General features: G+C 56.7%; 13 protein-coding genes and 1 pseudogene. 7 read left to right on the forward strand and 7 right to left on the reverse strand.

Features of this window, described 5'->3' with window-relative positions:
* Nucleotides 1–112: 112 nt before the first annotated feature.
* The gene (locus COCCU_RS14335; RefSeq protein WP_231598961.1) at nt 113–853 is read right to left on the reverse strand and encodes an SDR family NAD(P)-dependent oxidoreductase; all 741 of its coding nucleotides are present in this window, start codon (nt 851–853) and stop codon (nt 113–115) included.
* Between the two features lie 246 nt (nt 854–1099).
* On the opposite strand from COCCU_RS14335, the gene COCCU_RS14340 reads away from it, so the two are divergent.
* Entirely contained in the window at nt 1100–2713 is a 1614-nt protein-coding gene (locus COCCU_RS14340; protein ID WP_156233063.1) for an FAD-binding oxidoreductase, read from the forward strand.
* Between the two features lie 4 nt (nt 2714–2717).
* On the opposite strand, the gene COCCU_RS14345 is transcribed toward COCCU_RS14340, so the two are convergent.
* The 4 genes from COCCU_RS14345 to COCCU_RS14360 all read right to left on the reverse strand — a co-directional run bounded on the left by COCCU_RS14345 (nt 2718) and on the right by COCCU_RS14360 (nt 6620).
* Complete coding sequence (locus COCCU_RS14345) at nt 2718–3707, reverse strand: helix-turn-helix domain-containing protein (RefSeq protein WP_156233065.1); 990 nt, start codon at nt 3705–3707, stop codon at nt 2718–2720.
* 135 nt (nt 3708–3842) lie between these two features.
* A complete protein-coding gene (locus COCCU_RS14350) occupies nt 3843–5165 on the reverse strand; it encodes an NADH:flavin oxidoreductase (protein WP_156233067.1) in 1323 nt (440 codons plus the stop codon).
* A 523-nt stretch (nt 5166–5688) separates the two neighbouring features.
* Complete coding sequence (locus COCCU_RS14355) at nt 5689–5988, reverse strand: hypothetical protein (protein ID WP_156233069.1); 300 nt, start codon at nt 5986–5988, stop codon at nt 5689–5691.
* 20 nt (nt 5989–6008) lie between these two features.
* Nucleotides 6009–6620 carry a hypothetical protein gene (locus COCCU_RS14360; protein WP_156233071.1) on the reverse strand — a complete coding sequence of 204 codons (612 nt, stop codon included), beginning with the start codon at nt 6618–6620 and terminating at the stop codon, nt 6009–6011.
* Nucleotides 6621–7405: 785 nt separating this feature from the next.
* On the opposite strand from COCCU_RS14360, the gene COCCU_RS14365 reads away from it, so the two are divergent.
* From COCCU_RS14365 to COCCU_RS14375, 3 genes are all read left to right on the forward strand, one after another.
* Entirely contained in the window at nt 7406–8935 is a 1530-nt protein-coding gene (locus COCCU_RS14365; protein ID WP_156233074.1) for an SLC13 family permease, read from the forward strand.
* Nucleotides 8936–9291: 356 nt separating this feature from the next.
* Nucleotides 9292–10578, forward strand: coding sequence for a hypothetical protein (locus tag COCCU_RS14370; protein WP_197088528.1), 1287 nt, complete (start codon nt 9292–9294; stop codon nt 10576–10578).
* Nucleotides 10579–10781: 203 nt separating this feature from the next.
* Nucleotides 10782–12629 carry a metallophosphoesterase family protein gene (locus COCCU_RS14375; RefSeq protein ID WP_197088529.1) on the forward strand — a complete coding sequence of 616 codons (1848 nt, stop codon included), beginning with the start codon at nt 10782–10784 and terminating at the stop codon, nt 12627–12629.
* A 39-nt stretch (nt 12630–12668) separates the two neighbouring features.
* Here the strand turns inward: COCCU_RS14375 and COCCU_RS14380 are convergent.
* Nucleotides 12669–12782, reverse strand: a pseudogene (locus COCCU_RS14380) (DDE-type integrase/transposase/recombinase); the annotation flags it as partial.
* Between the two features lie 161 nt (nt 12783–12943).
* Complete coding sequence (locus COCCU_RS14385; RefSeq protein WP_197088530.1) at nt 12944–13888, reverse strand: LysR family transcriptional regulator; 945 nt, start codon at nt 13886–13888, stop codon at nt 12944–12946.
* 103 nt (nt 13889–13991) lie between these two features.
* Here COCCU_RS14385 and mdlC point away from each other — a divergent pair, with 103 nt between their 5' ends.
* The 3 genes from mdlC (at nt 13992) to COCCU_RS14400 (ending at nt 18573) form a co-directional block, all read left to right on the forward strand.
* Nucleotides 13992–15629 carry a benzoylformate decarboxylase gene (mdlC, locus tag COCCU_RS14390; protein ID WP_407924181.1) on the forward strand — a complete coding sequence of 546 codons (1638 nt, stop codon included), beginning with the start codon at nt 13992–13994 and terminating at the stop codon, nt 15627–15629.
* 46 nt (nt 15630–15675) lie between these two features.
* On the forward strand, nt 15676–17025 hold the full coding sequence (locus tag COCCU_RS14395) for an MFS transporter (protein WP_197088531.1): 1350 nt from the start codon (nt 15676–15678) through the stop codon (nt 17023–17025).
* Nucleotides 17026–17121: 96 nt separating this feature from the next.
* Nucleotides 17122–18573: an aldehyde dehydrogenase gene (locus COCCU_RS14400; protein WP_156233082.1), complete on the forward strand. Its 1452-nt coding sequence runs from the start codon at nt 17122–17124 to the stop codon at nt 18571–18573.
* Nucleotides 18574–19002 lie beyond the last annotated feature (429 nt).

Consider the following 19002-nt stretch of genomic DNA (forward strand, 5'->3'; position numbering starts at 1 on the left):
CGCTTAATCGAGCCAGTGTTGGAAAGGATACATCCCTGAAATCATCACGGCGGCCTGACACCAGCTTGAGTTGGTGTCAGGCCGCCGTGCGCTGCCGTTGAGCTTTGTGAACCTACATGATTGCGCTGGCCCCACCGTCCACGACAAGGTGAGACCCTGTAACCCACTTCGCTTCATCAGAGGCGAGGTAAAGGCCTGCATAGGCGACAGCGTGGGGATCTCCCGGTTTTCCATCAATCGTGCGCTCGATGATCGGTGCCACCGGGGCGTTGTCACCGAACTCCTTAAACATCGCCAGTACCGGCGGCGTCGCCATGACCCCTGGACTCACACAATTGACGCGGATCCCGGAGGCGACTCCTTCAGCTGCTAGCTGCCGGGTCAGGCCGAGGACCGCGCCTTTTGCGGCCGCATGGGCAGACTGCGGCAAAGACCTGACGCCCTGAAAACCAGCACCCGATCCGATGTTTACGATCGCACCGCCTACTTCGGCTAAATGCGGCCACGCCGCTTGACAGGCGTGCCACACCAAGTGCAGTTCATTCTGAATTGTGAACAGGTAATCTTCGGTGCTGGTCTCCGCGAATGGGGCGAATCGCGGCAAGCTGGCGTTATTGTAGAGCACATCAATCCGGCCATGACGTGAGATGGTTTCACTAATCCACTTATCGATATCATTTCGGTCACTCAAATCCACTGGAGCGCTTGATTCGATCGAACCACCGTCTGCTTCCACAAGACGGACTGTTTCCGCTGCGCTATCTGAATCGAGGTCGCAGCCTATTACGGTGGCACCTTCGCGCGCGAATAAGCGCGCGGTCACCCGTCCCATTCCACCGCCGATTCCGGTCAACAGGACGACTTTTCCTTGCAATCGGCCACCAGTCATGGTTTCTCCGTTTCTCTCGTTATGTGTAGACCCATACAAGCACTTTTCAGGAGCAGGTCTAGAGACCATGGGTTTGATGGTGCAGACTGCGCACACTTTTATGCACTATCTGCACCAGAAGGACCGCACCCTCCCGATAGGAAGTGGCATGAAGCATCATGAGAAAACCATGTGATTTACGTCATGGACTGTCCGAGGAGATGATGACCCATGAGTACTAACCCCGTAACCGACACCCGTCCGATCCCACCGGGGGTTACTGAGGCTGAGCTTGACCGTGCCTTGGCGGCATTCGCCGCTGCGATCGGTGCAGAGAAAGTCGCCGATGACCCCAGCTTTCGACAGGATTTCCAGGATCCCTACCAGGTACCTGGTACAGCTCAGAATCTGCCTTCTGCGGCCGTCAGCCCCACCAGTGTCGAGGATGTCCAGGCCATTGTGCGTATTGCCAATGAGTACCGCATCCCGTTGTGGCCCATCGGTCGTGGCAAGAACAATGGGTACGGGGGGGCCGCACCACAGGTACGTGGCTCGGTGATGGTCTCCTTCCGGAACATGAACCGCGTCTTGGAGATCAATGAGGAGCTCGGTTACGCGATCCTTGAACCGGGTGTGAGCTGGCACGACCTGCACGCTGCCATCGAGGGTGGTGGGCACAACCTGGCGGCTTCCATCGTTGATGTCGGCTGGGGAGGGGTTGTCTCCAACACGCTGGACCACGGATTGACGTACATGCCGTATTCCATTGACCAGGCATCACACTGTGGTTTTGAGGTGGTGCTCCCCAATGGCGATCTCATGCGCACCGGCTCGGGAGCAATGGATAACAATCCCACCTGGCCGTTGTACAAGCGCGGTCTCGGTCCCACCTCCACTGAGATGTTCATGCAATCGAACTACGGCATCGTCACCAAGATGGGCTACTGGCTTATGCCGAAGCCCGAGGTCTATATGCCACTATGGTTGCGGTGTTGGGATGACTCGAAGATGCCCGATCTTGTCGACGCGCTGCGCGAACTTATGCTCGCCGGAACGATTGACATGCGCCCACAGTTGTCCAACACCCTCATCATGGCTTCGATGATGACCAACCGAGCAGAGTGGTACGACGGGCCCGGCCCCATACCCGAGGACATTATCGAGAAAATGTCTAAGGAGCTGGGACTCGGACGTTGGATGATGCGGTTTGCTCTCTATGGCGACGAAGCTGTGGTCGATCACAACTTCGCCAAGATCAAGGCGCGGTTCTCTCGGATTCCGGGCGTGGAGATTTCAGGAGAGAAGTATGGCGCAGACCAGTGGGAGACGCTGCCGAACCCCCACGAGCAGATCATGATCGGTGTGCCGAACGATGATCTCTACAAGATGGCCAGCTGGTCCGGTGGAGAAGAAGGCGGCCATGTCGACTTCTCCCCGGTGATCCCGCTGACGGCTCAGCACGCGAAGGCTGCACAGAATCTGATGAAGGAGATGTGCGCAGAGGCTGGGTTCGATTACCTCGGTGGGATGCTTCCGATCAACGGGAGGTCGACCACGTTTATCAATGTGATCCCGTTCGACACCAAGGACCCGGAGCAGGTCGCCAAGGCCTACGAGGGGGCGAAGAAGATGGTTGCTAAGGCGGGCAAGCTCGGTTACGGGGAATACCGAGCCCACCTGTCGTTTATGGATCTCGCGGCGGATCAGTTTGGCTTCAATGATCATGCGCAGCGGCGATTCAATGAAACCATCAAGGACACACTTGACCCCAACGGGATTATTGCCCCCGGTAAGTCCGGTATCTGGGGGAGTCGACTGCGGGAAGCGGGTTTCCCCCAGTCTTGACCGTCTAGGAAGCTCTCGCCCCTCTCAGGGGGCGAGAGTTTTTCCCTGGTACCTGTGACTGGCGAAGATCCCGCGGGGAGCAACCGTACATCTCGCGAAATGCTCTGCTGAAACTGCCAGGATTCCGGTACCCCCATTTCGTTGCGATCACGGAGATGGTCATGGCGGGCGATTCTCGCAACTCCTGAGCGGCAGCTTCAAGCCGGCGTTCTCGAATCCATGCTGACGCGCTGGTACCTGAGGTTGCGAACAGTTTATGTACGTAGCGAGTAGAGACGAAATGGGCCTGAGCGATACTGTCGGGGCCGAGGCTAGGAATATGTAAACGATCGAGAGCGTACTGCTGCATCTGGACGAGCAGAACGTCGGGGTGAGATCTCCCCTCCAGGGGTGTTGGCTCGGCATAGATGGAGCGAAGCATGGACACCAGCATTTCTGCCGAAGCCTCACTATCTCGGCTCGACAGACTTTCGTTGCCCGCTACCGTCCGGGCGAGATTGACGAGAAATGGGGCGACCAACCGGGGAAGGTGTCCGTCGTCCCGTGCCATACGTGTCGCGGTATATCGGGTAATGTTGGGGGTGCTCAGCCCGATGAACCACTTGGGGACGCTAAACATGAGCACCTCGAACGTATCGTGGCTCTCGAATGCCGAGGGACGTGAGGTGTCATGGCAAGCGAGGTCGCCAGGTTGAAGCACGCAACTGCGATTATCTTGCTCGAGGCGAATCGATCCCCCGATTAAAAGATAGAGAAGAATGCACTCCGGGTCGGAGGCCGCAACCATCGAGGCCGTCCGGGCAACACGATGTGGGCGACCACGGATGAACCGGATCCCCACCGGGCCGATCTGGCCACCGGACAGATGCGCTTCCAGCAGCGGCGTACCCACAGTTTCGATGCATATCGGAAAAAAATGCATGGAAATACCAGTTGACCAGTAGTTTTGTCGATCGTCTGGATGTATTAACCGGGTATCTAGGACAGTGTCCATTACTCCACCATGGATTTAGTTCCGCGTTGAGATATATATCATCACAAAGTGTGAAAGCTTTGGGTAGCGATCCGAAGGCTTATTTACCGGCTGGCATGCGCCCTGACCTACACCAGCCGGTAAGACATGCAGGGATTATTGTGTCGTAGCTGAGGCTTTCCGAGATGATGCCATCTTATCGGCGACACCCATGAGGGTCTCTGATCCAGTGATGGTGATGAGGAGATCCTGAACGGGTCGTTTGACCTTGACAGAAATGGGCTCCCTTACGCCTGACAGGATTGCTTCCCGTCCCGTTTCAGGGTTTTTGTGGCACCGCACAGGAACATTGAGGATGAGCCTACGAAGGCATGAATTTTCGTGGTCACACCAGATGATCTCATCGTCGCGCCCTTCCAGAACTTTGTTGGGGAAGTCGGGGTCGGCGAGCATCTGGCGAGCCAGCATGATCCCGTCGCCATAACCAGCTGCGATTGCCTCAGCACCGTGCTGCGGGATATAGGTACTGCTCAACAGGAGAGGAACATCTGAAAGAGCTGCGCGGAATGCTTGTGGCTCGCCATGATCAATCATCGACCCGGACTCTGAGGAGACATTGTGATCCATGGACTCGTAGTTGCCATCAGTGAGTGCGATGTATCCGAGCCCTTCCTTCGCAATGACGGTTGCCACCTCGGCAAATTCCTCGGGTCCTTGGCCATCGTCTAGATGATCGTTTGCGCTCATTCGCACACCTACCGGGTAATCAGGGCCGACCTCGGCTCGAATTGCACGGACAGTGTCAGTAAGAATACGGGCGCGATTCTCCGGACTTCCGCCGTACTCGTCTTCGCGCCAGTTCGTCCGTGGGGAGAAGAAGGAGGAATAGAGGTAACGCATGTGGGCGCCAAGTTCTACGCCGTCGAATCCGGCTTTCTTTGCACGAAGGACCGCAGCTACTGTCTGCCGCTGAACCTCAAGGATCTCCTCTTTGGTGATTTCCACAGGAGTTGGATTGGTTCGCCCACCAGGAATATAGAGGCCAGCAGGCAACCGGGGTGCAGCCATACGCACCGGTTTTGGACTTGCAGCACGAGTCGGCCTGCCGTCCTCGGGGACTCCCATCGCTCCAAAACTCGGGAAAATCTGTGCAAAGAGGGGGACATCGTAAGCGTGGACGGCATCAACCAAGCGTGTCAGGCTGGGGACGAATTCATCCCGATCAAATCGCAGGATCGGCTGGAAGGGCGCTTCCAAATACCCTCCCTCAGTCGCCACGGTTCCACCAACGATAATCAGGCCAGCCCCACCTTTGGCCCGCCTCGTGAGAAAAGCAATCGTCTGATCACTGGCGTGGCCATCTACCGTGGGCTGAAGCACGGCCATCGGTCCGACTACATAACGGTTTTTGATCTCCAAACCATCGATTTTCCACGAACTACCTAGTACTTCGGCCGCAGAACGGAACTGACCAGACATGTGAACTCCCTAAAATAACTAATGATGGGCGATATAGATCACATAGTACGGCCCGTATCGTATCGTATCAAGGGGTTCTGAGCTGTGAGGATGAAAATACAAGGTCAGAGACTTCATTCTATTGGTTTCGATGCATTTCAAAGGACGAAATGGAGATATTTTGTTGGGCTTCGGTGAAAATTGGAGCAACAGGAAAATCAGAATGATCTGGCCAGGATATCTTCTCAGGCCGATAGTTCCCTGTGAGATTGCTTGTAAGCGGTACACAGGTAGTGGCTCTCCGTCTCCGCCGGCGCAGGGGATCGGATTGCGCAGATATCGGCATTGAGAGCCTGCACGGCGGCATCACCGGGGACGAGAGCTCCACAGTAGGGAGACGTAACATGGGCAGCCCTGTTGCTGTCAGATGGTCAATTTTAGCGACGCCAGTCGACACTGTGCTCCTTATTGAGTTGGTGGATATTTACGTCAGACAGCTAAATAGATTGAAACTTCGAGCGAATTAGTAACCCCAGGACGCTAGCTATTCGTCCGGAAGCTGCTGTTCTTCGACTACCTCAGCATCCAGAATTTGCTCATCATGAGCCGAGTTCTCTTGTGGTGCTGCTTCTAGTTCTAATACAGGATTGGAAAGCAACTCGTATTGAACTTTCACCTCATGGATGCCCTCTAAAACCCCTGCGAGATCATCTACACCTGTATGCAGGCCCCCCAGAAACAAACCCACAGCAGCGACTGCGGCAGCTATAGCTCTCCCAAAACAAAAGCTTAGGAGCCATTTCCAATATTTGCAGGTAGAACGAGTTTCCGGCGTCAAACTCAACAGCTTTTGAATTGAGAGAGCTATATTTTCTTTATTGTCGACGGCAACTGACTCATCAGCTGAAAGCCGAGCCCTGCAAGATTTCGTGCCTCACGAACCACCGGATTTGGGCCAAACGTGTCCATATTTTCGAGAAGCCACGTGATGTGGTTGACCTGCGCCTTGATCTGTTCCTTAACATCTGCGGAAATGCCCGAGTCGTCCAGGAGTTCTCGCCACTTCTCTAGACCGTTTTTCAAATTCTCTATTGAAGAGTCATCAAGTACTGCGCGTTCGGTCCGTCCAAGAAGGCTCCCTAATCCACCGAGCTGGTCTAGTGCAGCTGCATTGATTATCGACTTAGCTGGATACTGAGTGTTATCCCACAGTTTCCGAAAAATAACTGCGTTGTACCAGCTAGGGAGGTACTTTCCGTAAATCTCCCAATCCATGTTCCCCTCAGGCAGACTGAGTAGATACCTTTGGGTTTCGGCAAATAAGTTGACAACTTCTGCGTGCTTTTGAGGAAAATCTTTATCGTTGGGAGCAGAACCCAGGGCGCTTCCCCATCCCGCAGCGACCGTTCGTGCTTCGGAGTTCACGACCTTCTTCAAAATGACGTAGAGGGCCATAGCAGGGTTTTCTTGAGTCATGTCTTCTATCTTAGAGACCTACTGGGACTGGCTATTCCCATGGCTCATGACTTCAGCGAGTACAGAAACGGTGAGCATCAAGTGGTTTATAGGGTGTACCCCAGAACTGCGACCTTGAGTATGGCAAATATCCGATCCAGGGCGATAGCTGCCATTGGCCCTGCTTTCAAAGTGATGGCCGAACCCCCGGATACGGTTGACGCGACCTCGCCGCCTGACCCCGATAGGAAAACCTGTCGGCGACACGCGCGCTGACAGAACCATCCACTTCCAGCCAACCCCCTCCGCATGGCACCAATGCGAGCCACTTACCGCCGTCCATATGGGCCTGATAGCAAACCGGTATTGGCTACTTATCCCGCCTCGGGATAACTTTAAGCCCAATGTGATGCAGGTAACAATGTTAAGGAAGGTGTAGGGAATCGAAGATCAGTGGACCTGAAGCCGGCCCCGGGTCAGCAGGACCCCCAAGAGCGGATTTGCCTAATTTAACTGAATCCTTCCGCAATACCAGAAGTGCAAGGACGTTTCCTGATCAGATATCAGGTTGAAACCCAGCGGGAAAGTCCAACTTCAGTCACTTTTGCAGCTGCACAGGCGGGAGCCTATCCAGAAACCGCCGGCACCCCAGGCCTCCTGCCCGTCGAGAAGGCCCCTTGCTCAACCCTCAAAGTACATCGGAGTCACCACCTATACCGAAAGGATCAGGTGGGGCTCGGCATCGATGAAAAACCAGTCATTTAACGCAACGACAGATAACTCCCTCCAACCGATGAAGGCCAATCATGACTGCAATAATCACCCGCGAGGCCCCCCAGTCTCAGGGCATCCCGAAGAAACGGCCCTATACCGCACGCGGGCTTGCCTTGGCCGCAGGGCCGGCCCTCGCCCTCCTCACCTTTGTGCTCCTGCCCGACAGTCTGGCCATGGAACCTCGTCTCCTGGCGGGCGTAGCCATCTTAATGGCGGTGTGGTGGATGACCGAGGCCATTCCGATTCCCGCCACGTCCCTCTTACCGGTCATCCTCTTCCCGGTTCTAGGGATTGCCGAGGTGGGGCCGACAGCCGCCCCCTACGCCAATTCGATCGTCTTCCTCATTCTTGGCGGCACCCTCCTGGGTCTGGGGGTTCAGAAATGGGAACTTCACCGCCGTATCGCGCTGATCACCATCAGCTTTTTTGGGACCAAACCCCCGCAGATCATTTTCGGGCTCATGGTGTCGTCTGCCTTCATCTCTGCCTGGGTTAGCAATACGGCTACGGCCGTGATCATGATTCCCATTGCCTTGTCCATCATCAAACTGGTCAATGAGGCGTCGGGGCGAACCAATGTTAAGTTCGCGGCTTCTGCCCTGCTGGGTGTGGCCTACGCCATCACTATCGGCGGATTCGCCACGCTGATCGGCCAGCCAGTCAACCCCCTGCTTGTGGCTTACCTACAAGAGACCTTCGACATCACCATTAGCTTCGGCCACTGGATGCTGCTGGGAATTCCTTTCTCCGTCATATTCCTCGTCGCAGCATGGTTCGTGCTGACGTTCCTGGTCTACCGGGTCAAATCGAATATCGTGGAGGGTGGAAGCGAACTGTTCCGCAACGAACTGACCTCCCTCGGCAAGACCAGTCAGGAAGAAAAGAAGGTCATCGCAGTCTTCCTGATTGCCGTCTTCGGCTGGCTGATCCTGCCCTTTATCGCTCGCATTCCCCAGGTCGCCGAAGCACTGCCCTTCCTGGGGCGCATTGAAGACGCGAGCATCGCCGTCTTCGTCGGTTTCCTTCTCTTCCTCATCCCCACCTCCTCGGAAGGGAAAGCGAAGTCAGGAGACAAATCAATCCTGGTATGGAAAGACGCCGTGGATTTGCCCTGGGGAGTCCTTCTTCTCATCGGCGGGGGCATGGCCCTGTCCACCCAGATCACCGGCACTGGCCTCGCCGCCTGGATTGGTGAGCAAATGAGCGGCCTGGGTGGGCTTCCCCCCTTCGCCATCCTCATGGTGGTTACGCTGGTCCTGATTCTCATCACCGAGTTGACCAGTAACACGGCAACAGCAGCAGCATTCTTCCCCGTCATGGGCGCACTGGCCGTGGGTATCGGTATTGATCCCCTCCTGATGACCGTAGTCGTTTCAATGGCCATCATGTGCGCCTTCATGTTGCCTGTCGCAACTCCCTCAAACGCCGTTGCCTTCGCCACCGGAGAGCTTCCTATCCGGCAAATGGTACGGACAGGCATCTGGATGAACATGCTGGGACTGATCATCACCGCCGCCGCCACCGTGACCCTGGTACCCCTCGTCTTCGGGGTCTCCCTCTAACTCTCATGGACAGACCGAGCCCAGGACTGACGGACCTGACTCCTGTTTGGTGGACCCTGACACCAGCATGATGCTGGGAAAGGTAATCTGCCACCATCCCCAGCAAGACCTAACGGGCGACAACCCCATGCGAAAAATTCGGGTTTACACCCTGGCAGCCCGCTTATTGACGTACCCGATGGCCGCACTGCTGGAGTCCTTCCGTGGGAAGGGCGGATCCGCGAGTGCTTCACGAGTTCACTCAGTGATGAGGCTCGCGTAACGCATTAGAAGCTTGGAGTTTAATCTTTGTTCCTAAGGTCATGGGCAGATACTTCTTATCCAATCTGCTCCCGTGCCTTATCAAGGAGAAATCATTGCGCTCACGATTCTTGGCTTCCGTCCTCGCTCCAGTCTTGCTCGCTACCTCTGCCGTAGTAGTGGCACCCTCCGCTGCTGCTGAACCAGCTCCGACGTATCCACTCACCATCGACTCTGGGTCGTGGGATGCCGGACATATCCAGGGCATCGCCATCGATGAAAAAAACGGGTACGTCTATCACTCATTCACCGAGATGCTGGTCAAGACTGACCTTCAGGGGAACGTGATCGGCACCGTCGAGGGTTTCACCGGCCACCTGGGTGATCTCGACTTCAACCCAGAAGATGGACGTGTCTATGGTTCGCTGGAGTACAAGGATGAGGAATCCTTCTATATCGCGATCTTTGATGTAGACAAGATCAACAAAAGTGGCATGGATGCGGAGGGTTCCGGCATCGTGAGCGCCGTCTACCTTGAGGAGGTCGTCGAAGACTTCACCGCCGACATGAATGGTGACGGCGTATTTGACGGCAATATAGCTGACACGCCGGATCACCGGTACGGCGCGAGCGGTATCGACGGAGTGTCTTTCGGCCCTGCTTTCGGAAATCCGGCGGGGGAGCAGAAGCTCATGGTCGCATACGGCATCTACGAAAATAACAGGCGGGACGACAACAACTACCAGGTCATACTAGAGTATGACACCTCAGAGTGGTCGCAGTACGAGAAGCCCCTGACGCAGGCCAACCCGCACCAGTCCGGTCCTGCCGACGAAGATGGCAAATACTTTGTGCCCACCGGAAACACTCGCTACGGTGTCCAGAATCTGTCCTACGACGAATCCAGTGGCTTGTGGTACATGGGGGTCTATCGAGGCTCCAAGCCAGAATTCCCGAACTACGGTCTCTACGTCGTAGACGGTGTCTCCCAGCCGGAACTCACGGAGTTGGAAGGCCAGCCGGTCGAAGAATCCGGCCTGGTCGTGCCCCTCGCCGACATGGGCATCGTCCATCCCGGGACTGGCATCACCGGTTTTGAAGACAAAGCGGATGTCGGCATCGAACCGATCGGTGACGGATACTTTTATATTGCCGAGGATTTCGACGATGTTTCGTCCGGTGAGAAGCGCGAGTCGGCGACACTCCACCTGATGGAGTGGACCGGCGATACACCGCTCGGTTTCCAGAAGGTCCCAGAAGGCGATGCCCCAGCCCTGCCGCAGCCGGACGAAGAAGTCCCTGGCCTCTCCAGTGGTAAGTCCTTCCCGGGAAGCAGCATGTCATCGTCCGTGTTCGATGCTCTCTTGCAGGGATCTGACGGATTTTCGTCCAGCTCGTTTTAGTCAGCGGTTAATCGTCCCATCCTCGGCGGAGGGTAAACCACTGGAATAGCCAGCTTCTTTGGACCATCTTCGTGTGCAGGGGTGTCTCCGATGCAGGTGTGAAATTGATGTGAAGCCGGTGAGGGGAAAGATTTCACGCTCCATTCATCTCTGCGCGTTCTGGATTGAAGATACCGTTGACATGCAACGTTCAGAATGTTCTTATGTCTTCTCATCTTGCGCCTTCGGCGCTGATTTCCGCCGCCCTGGTGGCTACCCTCGTGGTGCCCCTCGGCGCTGCGGCCCCCGCTGGTGCCTCATCTTCTCAGAACCCCGACACCGCAGATCAATCTGATTCTGTCGTGTTCCGGGAATCGTTTGATTCGGTAGCAGACCGGCTCACCCCTCGGGCAAACGATCCGGATATCTCCGAGGACACTGTGGGGTTCACCCACACGGAGCCTGCCGGATGGTCGGTGCGCAATGACGCATCGATGTCCGAGGTAGGTGTCGAGGATTGGCGCGGATGGACCTTCACCACGCCGGACTACTGGGTGGATGCCGAAGACCAGATGCGTGACCGTTTCGCGCGATCGCACGAAATTATCGCTGTGGCCGACTCCGATGAGTTCGCTGACCTGCCCGGCGATCATAGCTTCGAGACCTCGCTGACTTCTCCGCAGATTGACGTCTCCACCCTGGCTTCCGTCGATTTGGGTTTTGATTCCCACTACCGCAGCTGGGCGGGACAGGAAGCCACGGTCACCGCGTCTTTCGATGGCGGTGCCGCGAAAGAGGTGCTGCGCCTGGACTCCACAACCGTGGTGGACGATTATGATGGCTCGGTCCTCAACGCCCATGAGTCCGCTACCATCGAAGTGCCGCAGGGTGCAGACTCGGTGGAGTTCACCTGGAACTTTAAGGCCGAGCAGAACTCCTGGTACTGGGCCATCGATTCCGTTTCGCTGACCGAGACCTTGCCGGCGGCCTCCGGTGAGCGCACCAGCGCCTGGGTGGCCTCAGACATCCAGGGACACCCGCAGGATTTCTCCCACGCGCTGGCCGATTTCAACGAGGTCCGCCCTGACGCTTCCGGGCTGATCGTAGCCGGTGACATCGTCGACTCCGGCGCCGCCGGAGAATGGGACGAGATCCACCAGGTGATGGAGGAGCAAGCCGAGATCTTGCCGGGTGAACTAATCGCAGCTATCGGCAATCATGAGTCTTACTCAGCGGATCCCTGGGAGGTCCACGAGAATCGTTTCCTCGACTTCGCACAGCGTGACCAGGTGTGGGGAGAGTACATACTCGATGGCGCGGGCCCGGACGTTCCGGTGCTAGTGCTCGGACAGGAAGAGCAGCGCCCACCGGAGGTGCCGATGAGTGAAGAACAGCTGAGCTGGTTTGAGGAGCGCCTGGATTACTGGACGGAGCAGGGGAACCAGGTACTAGTGGTCACCCACTTCCCACTCGGTGACACCGTTTCTGCCTCCTGGATTCCGTCCTACCATGATCATCACGAACACAACGACCGGTTAACCCAGATCCTCGGCGAACACCCCAACGCGGTGCTGCTGACCGGGCACACCCACTACCCCGCCGAACTGGGGGACTGGGCCGTGCAGCGTCGGACCAATGACGGACATCCTGACGGATTCTGGGCAATCAATACTCTGGCGATGCATGTGGAGTGGGATGCCCGAGGCGAATCCACCGACTCGGCCTCCGAGATCGTTACCGGTGATATTAACCGTGGTCTCACCATCGACGCCTACGACGACCGCCTGGTCGTGACGGCCCGTGACTTCGGAGCAGTCGATGAGCACGGCGCCGAAAACGATATCAACGAGGAACTTCGCTCAGTCACCATTCCAAACACCATCGGCCACAACGGTTCTCAGGCCGGCGGAGACGATGATTCCGGCCAGCCGGCGCCCTCCGAGCTGGGGAGCTCTTCTAGCTCTACTACCTGGCCCTTCGGGTCTTCGGGTGGCGCGCTCGGCGGCCTGATGTCAGCTATCGGCGGTATCGCTGCTGCTGTAGCCAACCTAGTCACCTCAATTTTTCGGTGAGCAATCGGGGCGGAGGGCATCCCGAAAGCCGGTCCCTAACATCGCTTCCATCCCCTTCAGCGTCCGGTATGCGGACGTCCGGTTTTTGAACGCCCCCTTCGACCCAAGGGTCTGTTTCAACCGCCCATGATCACTTTCCAGCGCGTTGTTCAGTTATTTCACCTCCCAGTACAAGCAGAGATAAAGATAGGAAATTCCAACCGGGAAATGAAGGGCAGATGACCTCGCGCCCCGTTCCCTGGACCTCGGCAAGCTCTTAACTGGCTGAGGAGGCGCCTCAGACGCCGGGAAGTAGAACAGTAACCTCTTAGCAATCAACCAGCGGCTGGCGCAGGGCCTGCTGTTCCATCAACATCGGAGGGCATATTCCCTACCGCTTCTTCAATGAGGTTGACAAACCATTTCTGCGGCCTTGTTCGACGTTGTTTCACCCGTGACATCAACGACACTTCCATCGGTTCCGCATTAATCGGATTGGGCAAAATCTGTATCCGATCAGACCAGCCAAGACTCTCAATTACCGCGGTGGGAATGATACCGAGCAGCTCCGAACTCATCACCACTCCAGGCGTAGATACCACCCTCGTGCCGATGATTCCTGTATGCAGCTGCATGCCTGCCTCTAGCAGTAGGTTCTCTGGAGCATCATGGCCGATGGATGACTTGATCCGTATGAAACGCTCAGCGCTCATCTGTTCGAGGCTAATGGAGCCCTGGATTCTGGGATGATCCACGCTTGCTATCACCACATAAATGTCCCGGTAGATTACTGTTCGCTCTACATCATCTGAGTAAAAGCGTGGGGTCTGGATGGCGGCATCAATCTCTCCAGAAGTAAGCTTCTCCGGCACTTTCACCACATCCAGCGGCTCTATCCTCAGCCGAGCCGCGGGTGCTTTTGCTTCGAACAATTGTTGGATGGAGGGAAGGAAAACCACTTCCCCGAGATCAGAGAGCATCAAAACAAACTCCCGGGTCGAATTGTCTGGCCCAAACTCAGTACTAGAGATCTCCGTGGTGGCAATCAGATCAAGGGCCGCACGAAGATCCGGGTAGACCTGCTGGGCGCGTGGAGTGGGGTGCAATAAGCCTCGCTCCCTATAAAAGAGCTGATCACTGAAGGCTTTACGCAACTGCTTGAGGGAATAGCTCACCGTCGGTTGCGATAAGTGGAGCTCGTCAGCCGCGCGACTGATCCCTTGATGCTCGTAGATGAGGCAAAAAGTACGGATCAGGTTGAGATTAACCTCTTTCACCATGCTGTATAGAACCCTTCTATGTTGTGGCATAAATATTATATTGGACTAATAGTGTCATGGATCATAGGTTAACTCTCATCCCGCACGATGAGAGGAAAACACAATGAAGACCCAGGAATATGCAGCAGAAAAAACCATGGCACCTGATTCGAAACGAACGGTGCGGTCAGTCGTCCACGATCTCATGCTCAAGCACGGAATATTCCGAATTTTTGGAAACCCTGGCTCGAATGAATTACCTTTCCTGACTGACCTTCCGGAAGAGATCGACTACGTGCTCGGTCTCCATGAACAGGCCGTAGTTGGGATGGCTGATGGATTCGCCCAGGCCTCAGGAGAAGTAGCCTTCGTTAATCTGCATGCTGCTTCCGGGACGGGCAATGCGATGGGAGCGCTTACCAACTCCTTTTATTCTCGCAGTCCGCTTGTTATTACCGCAGGTCAGCAAGTTCGCGAGACCATCGGCATGCATTCTTTCCTCTCCAATGTCGAGGCCCCGCAGTTGACCAAACCTTTGACTAAATGGAGTTGTGAACCGGCCTCGGCGTCTGATGTGCCCCGCAGTTTCAATGAGGCGGTGATGCAGGCTCAGGCCAGCGCTCCCGGACCGGTCTACCTCTCTATTCCCTATGACGATTGGGAGCATGAGGCCAACGCTAATGATGAACTTCTGCTGCGTCGTTCCTACAGCGAAGAGCACGAACTATCCGCATCAGCTGTGGAGCATCTCTCCGGGTTAATCTCGGCGGCTGCCAGGCCGGCAATCATTCTTGGCTCTGCGGTGGACACCGTTGGAGCGAATTCGGCAGCCATCACACTCGCAGAAAACACCGGTGCAGATGTCTACCTCGCTCCCTCCCCCTACCGCCTGCCTTTCCCCAACAAGCACGGTCAGTTCCGGGGAGTGTTGCCCGCCTCAATCCGTGCTGTTAATACGACTCTGGCGGCTTACGACCTGGTCCTGGTGATCGGCGCCCCCGTCTTTCGCTATCACCAGCATGAGCCCGACCACTACTTGGGCGAGGATGTTGAGTTCATCCACATCACCGATGATCCTAATGAGGCAACTCGGGCTCCTTTCGGAACTGCGATAGTCACAGATATCAAGCGCGCGCTCGAACTCCTGGCAGAAGCAGTCCCACCACAGGAAACAGCCATCGAACGGCCCTGGCAGAGTTACCCTGCAACGGAAACGCCGGTGGATGGCATCTTCGATCCGGCCCGGGTGTTTGCGCTGCTCCGGGAGCATGCTCCGGTGGACACCTCCTATGTCGTGGAGTCAACCTCCACCAACGCAGATTTCTGGTCCCAGATGGACTTGCAGGAGCCAGCCTCTTATTTCTGGCCTGCCTCCGGGGGACTAGGATTCGGCCTTCCCGCGGCAGTGGGTGTACAGATGGCCCTGACTGACCGCCAGGTGATCGGAATCATCGGAGATGGATCAGCCAATTACGGCATCACCGCGCTGTGGACAGCCGCTCAGTACGACATTCCGGTGATCTTCATCGTCTTGAAGAACGGCACCTACGGGGCACTGCGCTGGTTCTCTCAACTGCTTGATACTCCTGATACTCCGGGTATGGATGTTCCTGACATTGACTTCCTCTCCTTAGCCCAGGGGTACGGCGTTCAAGCCCATGCCGTCGACACCGACGAGGACTTCATCGCAGCTTTGGCTGGTGCTAGGGCTTCCGGGAAACCCCACCTCATCGAGGTCCGCACCAACCTCACCCAACCCTAAATCCAGTTGTTCCCCACTGCGCTCATCCCGAAGTAAGGAATTGATGATGACTAATCTGCACCTGGGAGTCCCTCCTGGGGCCACCACCCAGCCCATCCCCGTCACCCGAGTAGTCAACGACGCCAAGATCACGCCGTTCCACAAGCAAGTCTTCGCCCTCTGCACCCTGTTAATGATCGTCGACGGCTACGACATGATCTCCTATGGTTCAGTCGTCCAGACTCTGATCATCGAATGGGAGATGACAACCCAGCAGGGAGGATACCTGGGCGCTGCCGCGCTGATCGGCATGCTCATCGGCGGCATGTTCGTCGCCCCCCTCGCTGACCGCTTCGGCCGCAAGACCCTGCTTCTCGGCTGTCTGATTGCCTCCGCCGCCGCCTCGCTAGGGTGTGCATTGTCTTTTAACTTCGAAACACTTTTCATTGCCCGCACCTTGGTGGGTATCGCACTGGGCGCCATGGTTCCCAACTTCGTGGCCATGACAGGAGAATTCGCCCCGCAGCGGATCCGCTCTTTTGCCGTGTGCTTCGTCTGCAGCGTCTACTCCATTGGCGGGATCATCGCCGGACTGCTGGGCATGTTCCTTATCCCGAATTTCGGCTGGAACAGTGTCTTCTGGGTGTCAGTGTCGTTCATCATCCTGGCCCCGGTCGTCTGGAAGTTCCTGCCCGAGTCACCGATATTCCTGTCCAAGCTGCCCGCCCGCAGGACGGAGTTCGAGAACGTCATCGCGCGTATTTCCCCAGAGACCGATCCCAGCAGAGTCGTCGCCGTTGAGCAGCCTAAGGAGCAAGCAACTCCCATCGTTGAGATCTTCCGCAAGGGCAACGGACTCAACACCCTGCTTATCTGGGTGGTCTTCCTCATGACCATGCTCCTGAGCTATGGGCTCAACACTTGGCTGCCCACTTTGATGACCTCCGCCGGATACTCCCTGGGAAGTGGCCTGTTCAACCTGGTGGTCCTCAATATTGGTGGTTTCCTCGGAGCAGTCCTCGGCGGGTACCTGGCAGATCGCTTCAACATCAAGAAGGTCATCCTCGCCTACTTCATCGTGGCCACCCTGTCCCTCGCCTCCCTGGCCCTTACCCAAAACGAGCTTCTCGTCAACCTTCTGCTGGTCCTCGCCGGCGCCACCACGGTCGGCACGCTGTCGGTTATCCACGCCTTGGCAGCCGAGTACTACCCCTCTGCCATCCGCTCCACCGGCATTGGCTGGGCCGCGGGCATCGGACGAATCGGTGCTATCGCCGGACCGGTCCTCGGCGGAGCACTCCTGGGCCTTGCCCTCCCGTTCTCGCAGAACTTCCTCGCCGTTGCGATCCCCGGCATCATCGGCGCCCTCGCCATCGCCTTCGTCAACATGTCGAAAGCGACCAAAGACCAGGGATAAGCACTCCTGGGTCACCGCAGTCCCTCGCTTCTGAAGTCCATCAACTTTCACCCCCTATTACTTCCACATCTCCTTAACCATCGAAAGGCCAAACCCATGCAAACCCAGCTCATCATCGACAACAAGCCCACCGATGCTACAAACGGCGCTACCTTCGAACGTGTGCACCCCCTGACCGGTGAAATAGTAACCACCAGCGCAGCAGCGACAAAAGAAGATTCGATCAAGGCGGTAGAATCTGCAGCAGAGGCCTTCACCACCTGGTCCAAGACCGGGCCGAGTGAGCGCCGTATGATTTTGCTGACGGCCGCTGACATCCTCGAACAGCGTTCTGACGAGTTCGTCAAGGCCATGATGGAAGAGGTCGGTGCGGCTGCTGGCTGGGCACACTTCAACATCTTTTTGACCACCCAGTGTCTGCGCGAAGCCGCTAGCCTGGCCTCTCATATCACGGGTGAGACTATCCCCACTGACCGTCCCGGGGTCTTTTCCATGACGGTGCGCCAAGCCGCTGGCGTGGTCTTTAGCATGGCACCGTGGAATGCTCCCGGTGTGCTCGGCATGCGTAGCATCGCCTACCCGTTGGTGTGCGGCAACACCGTCGTCTTCCGGGCCTCGGAGGGCAGCCCGCGCAGCCACCAGATCCTGGCCGAGGTTCTTCACGAGGCAGGGCTTCCCGCCGGTGCTCTGAACTTCATCAGCAACGCCCCGCACGATGCCGCAGAGATTTCCGAAGCGATCATCGCGCACCCAGCGGTCCGACGCGTCAACTTCACCGGTTCTACCGCAGTCGGCCGCAAGATCGCTGAAGCCTGCGGGCGCCATCTGAAGAAGCCCTTGCTTGAACTCGGAGGTAAAGCACCGCTGGTGATTCTTGACGACGCGGACGTCGACGGTGCCGTCAACGCTGCTGTCTTCGGTGCATTCATGTACCAGGGTCAGATCTGCATGTCCACGGAGCGCATCATCATCGATAACGCAGTCGCGGACGAATTCATCGAGAAGTTCACCGCCCGCGTCAACGAGCTCACGGCCGGTGACCCGCGCACCGATAAGAAAGCAGCCATCGGACCCATGTACCGGCCGGATTCAGGGGCAAGAATCAACGCCATGATCGACGATGCCCTGGCTAAGGGCGCTGTCGTGGCCAATGGCGGCAAGGCAGACGGCGCCGCGATGGCAGCGACGGTGGTGGATCACGTCAAACCGGGCATGACTATCTACACCGATGAGACATTCGGACCGATCACGACCATCATCCGTGTCAACGGAGTGGACGAGGCAATTGCCACCGCCAATGACTCAGAATATGGCCTGGCTGCAGCCGTCCACGGCACTGACTCCACCCGTACTCTGGATGCCGCTCTGCGCATCGAAGCCGGTCATGTACATGTCAATGGGGCTACCGTGCAAAACGATGCCAATGCCCCCTTTGGGGGAGTTAAGTCAAGTGGCTACGGACACTTCGATGGCCGAGCGGTAATCAACGAGTTCACCGAGTTGAAGTGGGTCACCATCGAGCCTTCCGATCAGAAATACCCTATGTAAAAGCAATTGTTCTGGTTTTCCTGGGACATGAGAAGGGTTCCTGCTAAAAAGCTGGCATGAAACCTGCCATTCAAGGGAGCGAGGATACGCTCCACATATCCAGGCCCAGGTGGCTCAGTTCCAAAGGAACTGAGCCACCTTTGATCGGGATGCCCCTTAACCTGAGAAAGCGTGACTGCAGGGGGAAGTCAGCTTACCGTGAGCAACTTCCGTCCGTTCTCTCTCAGCTCCCTCGTTACGATGAGGTGCACCAGGAGGTGGCCACCTCCCCGGCCCGGACCACCCCAGATCATCCCGTGGTCCCTCCCCCTCTACCATCATAATAATAGTAATCATCTGCTATGTGATGATGCATGATGAAAGAAAAGCACCGGTGCGGAAGGAGGGGTCGCCGCAGAAAACGGAAAAAACCGTACGGTAAGGGTGGAC

Source organism: Corynebacterium occultum (assembly GCF_009734425.1).
Taxonomy (GTDB): Bacteria; Actinomycetota; Actinomycetes; order Mycobacteriales; family Mycobacteriaceae; genus Corynebacterium; species Corynebacterium occultum.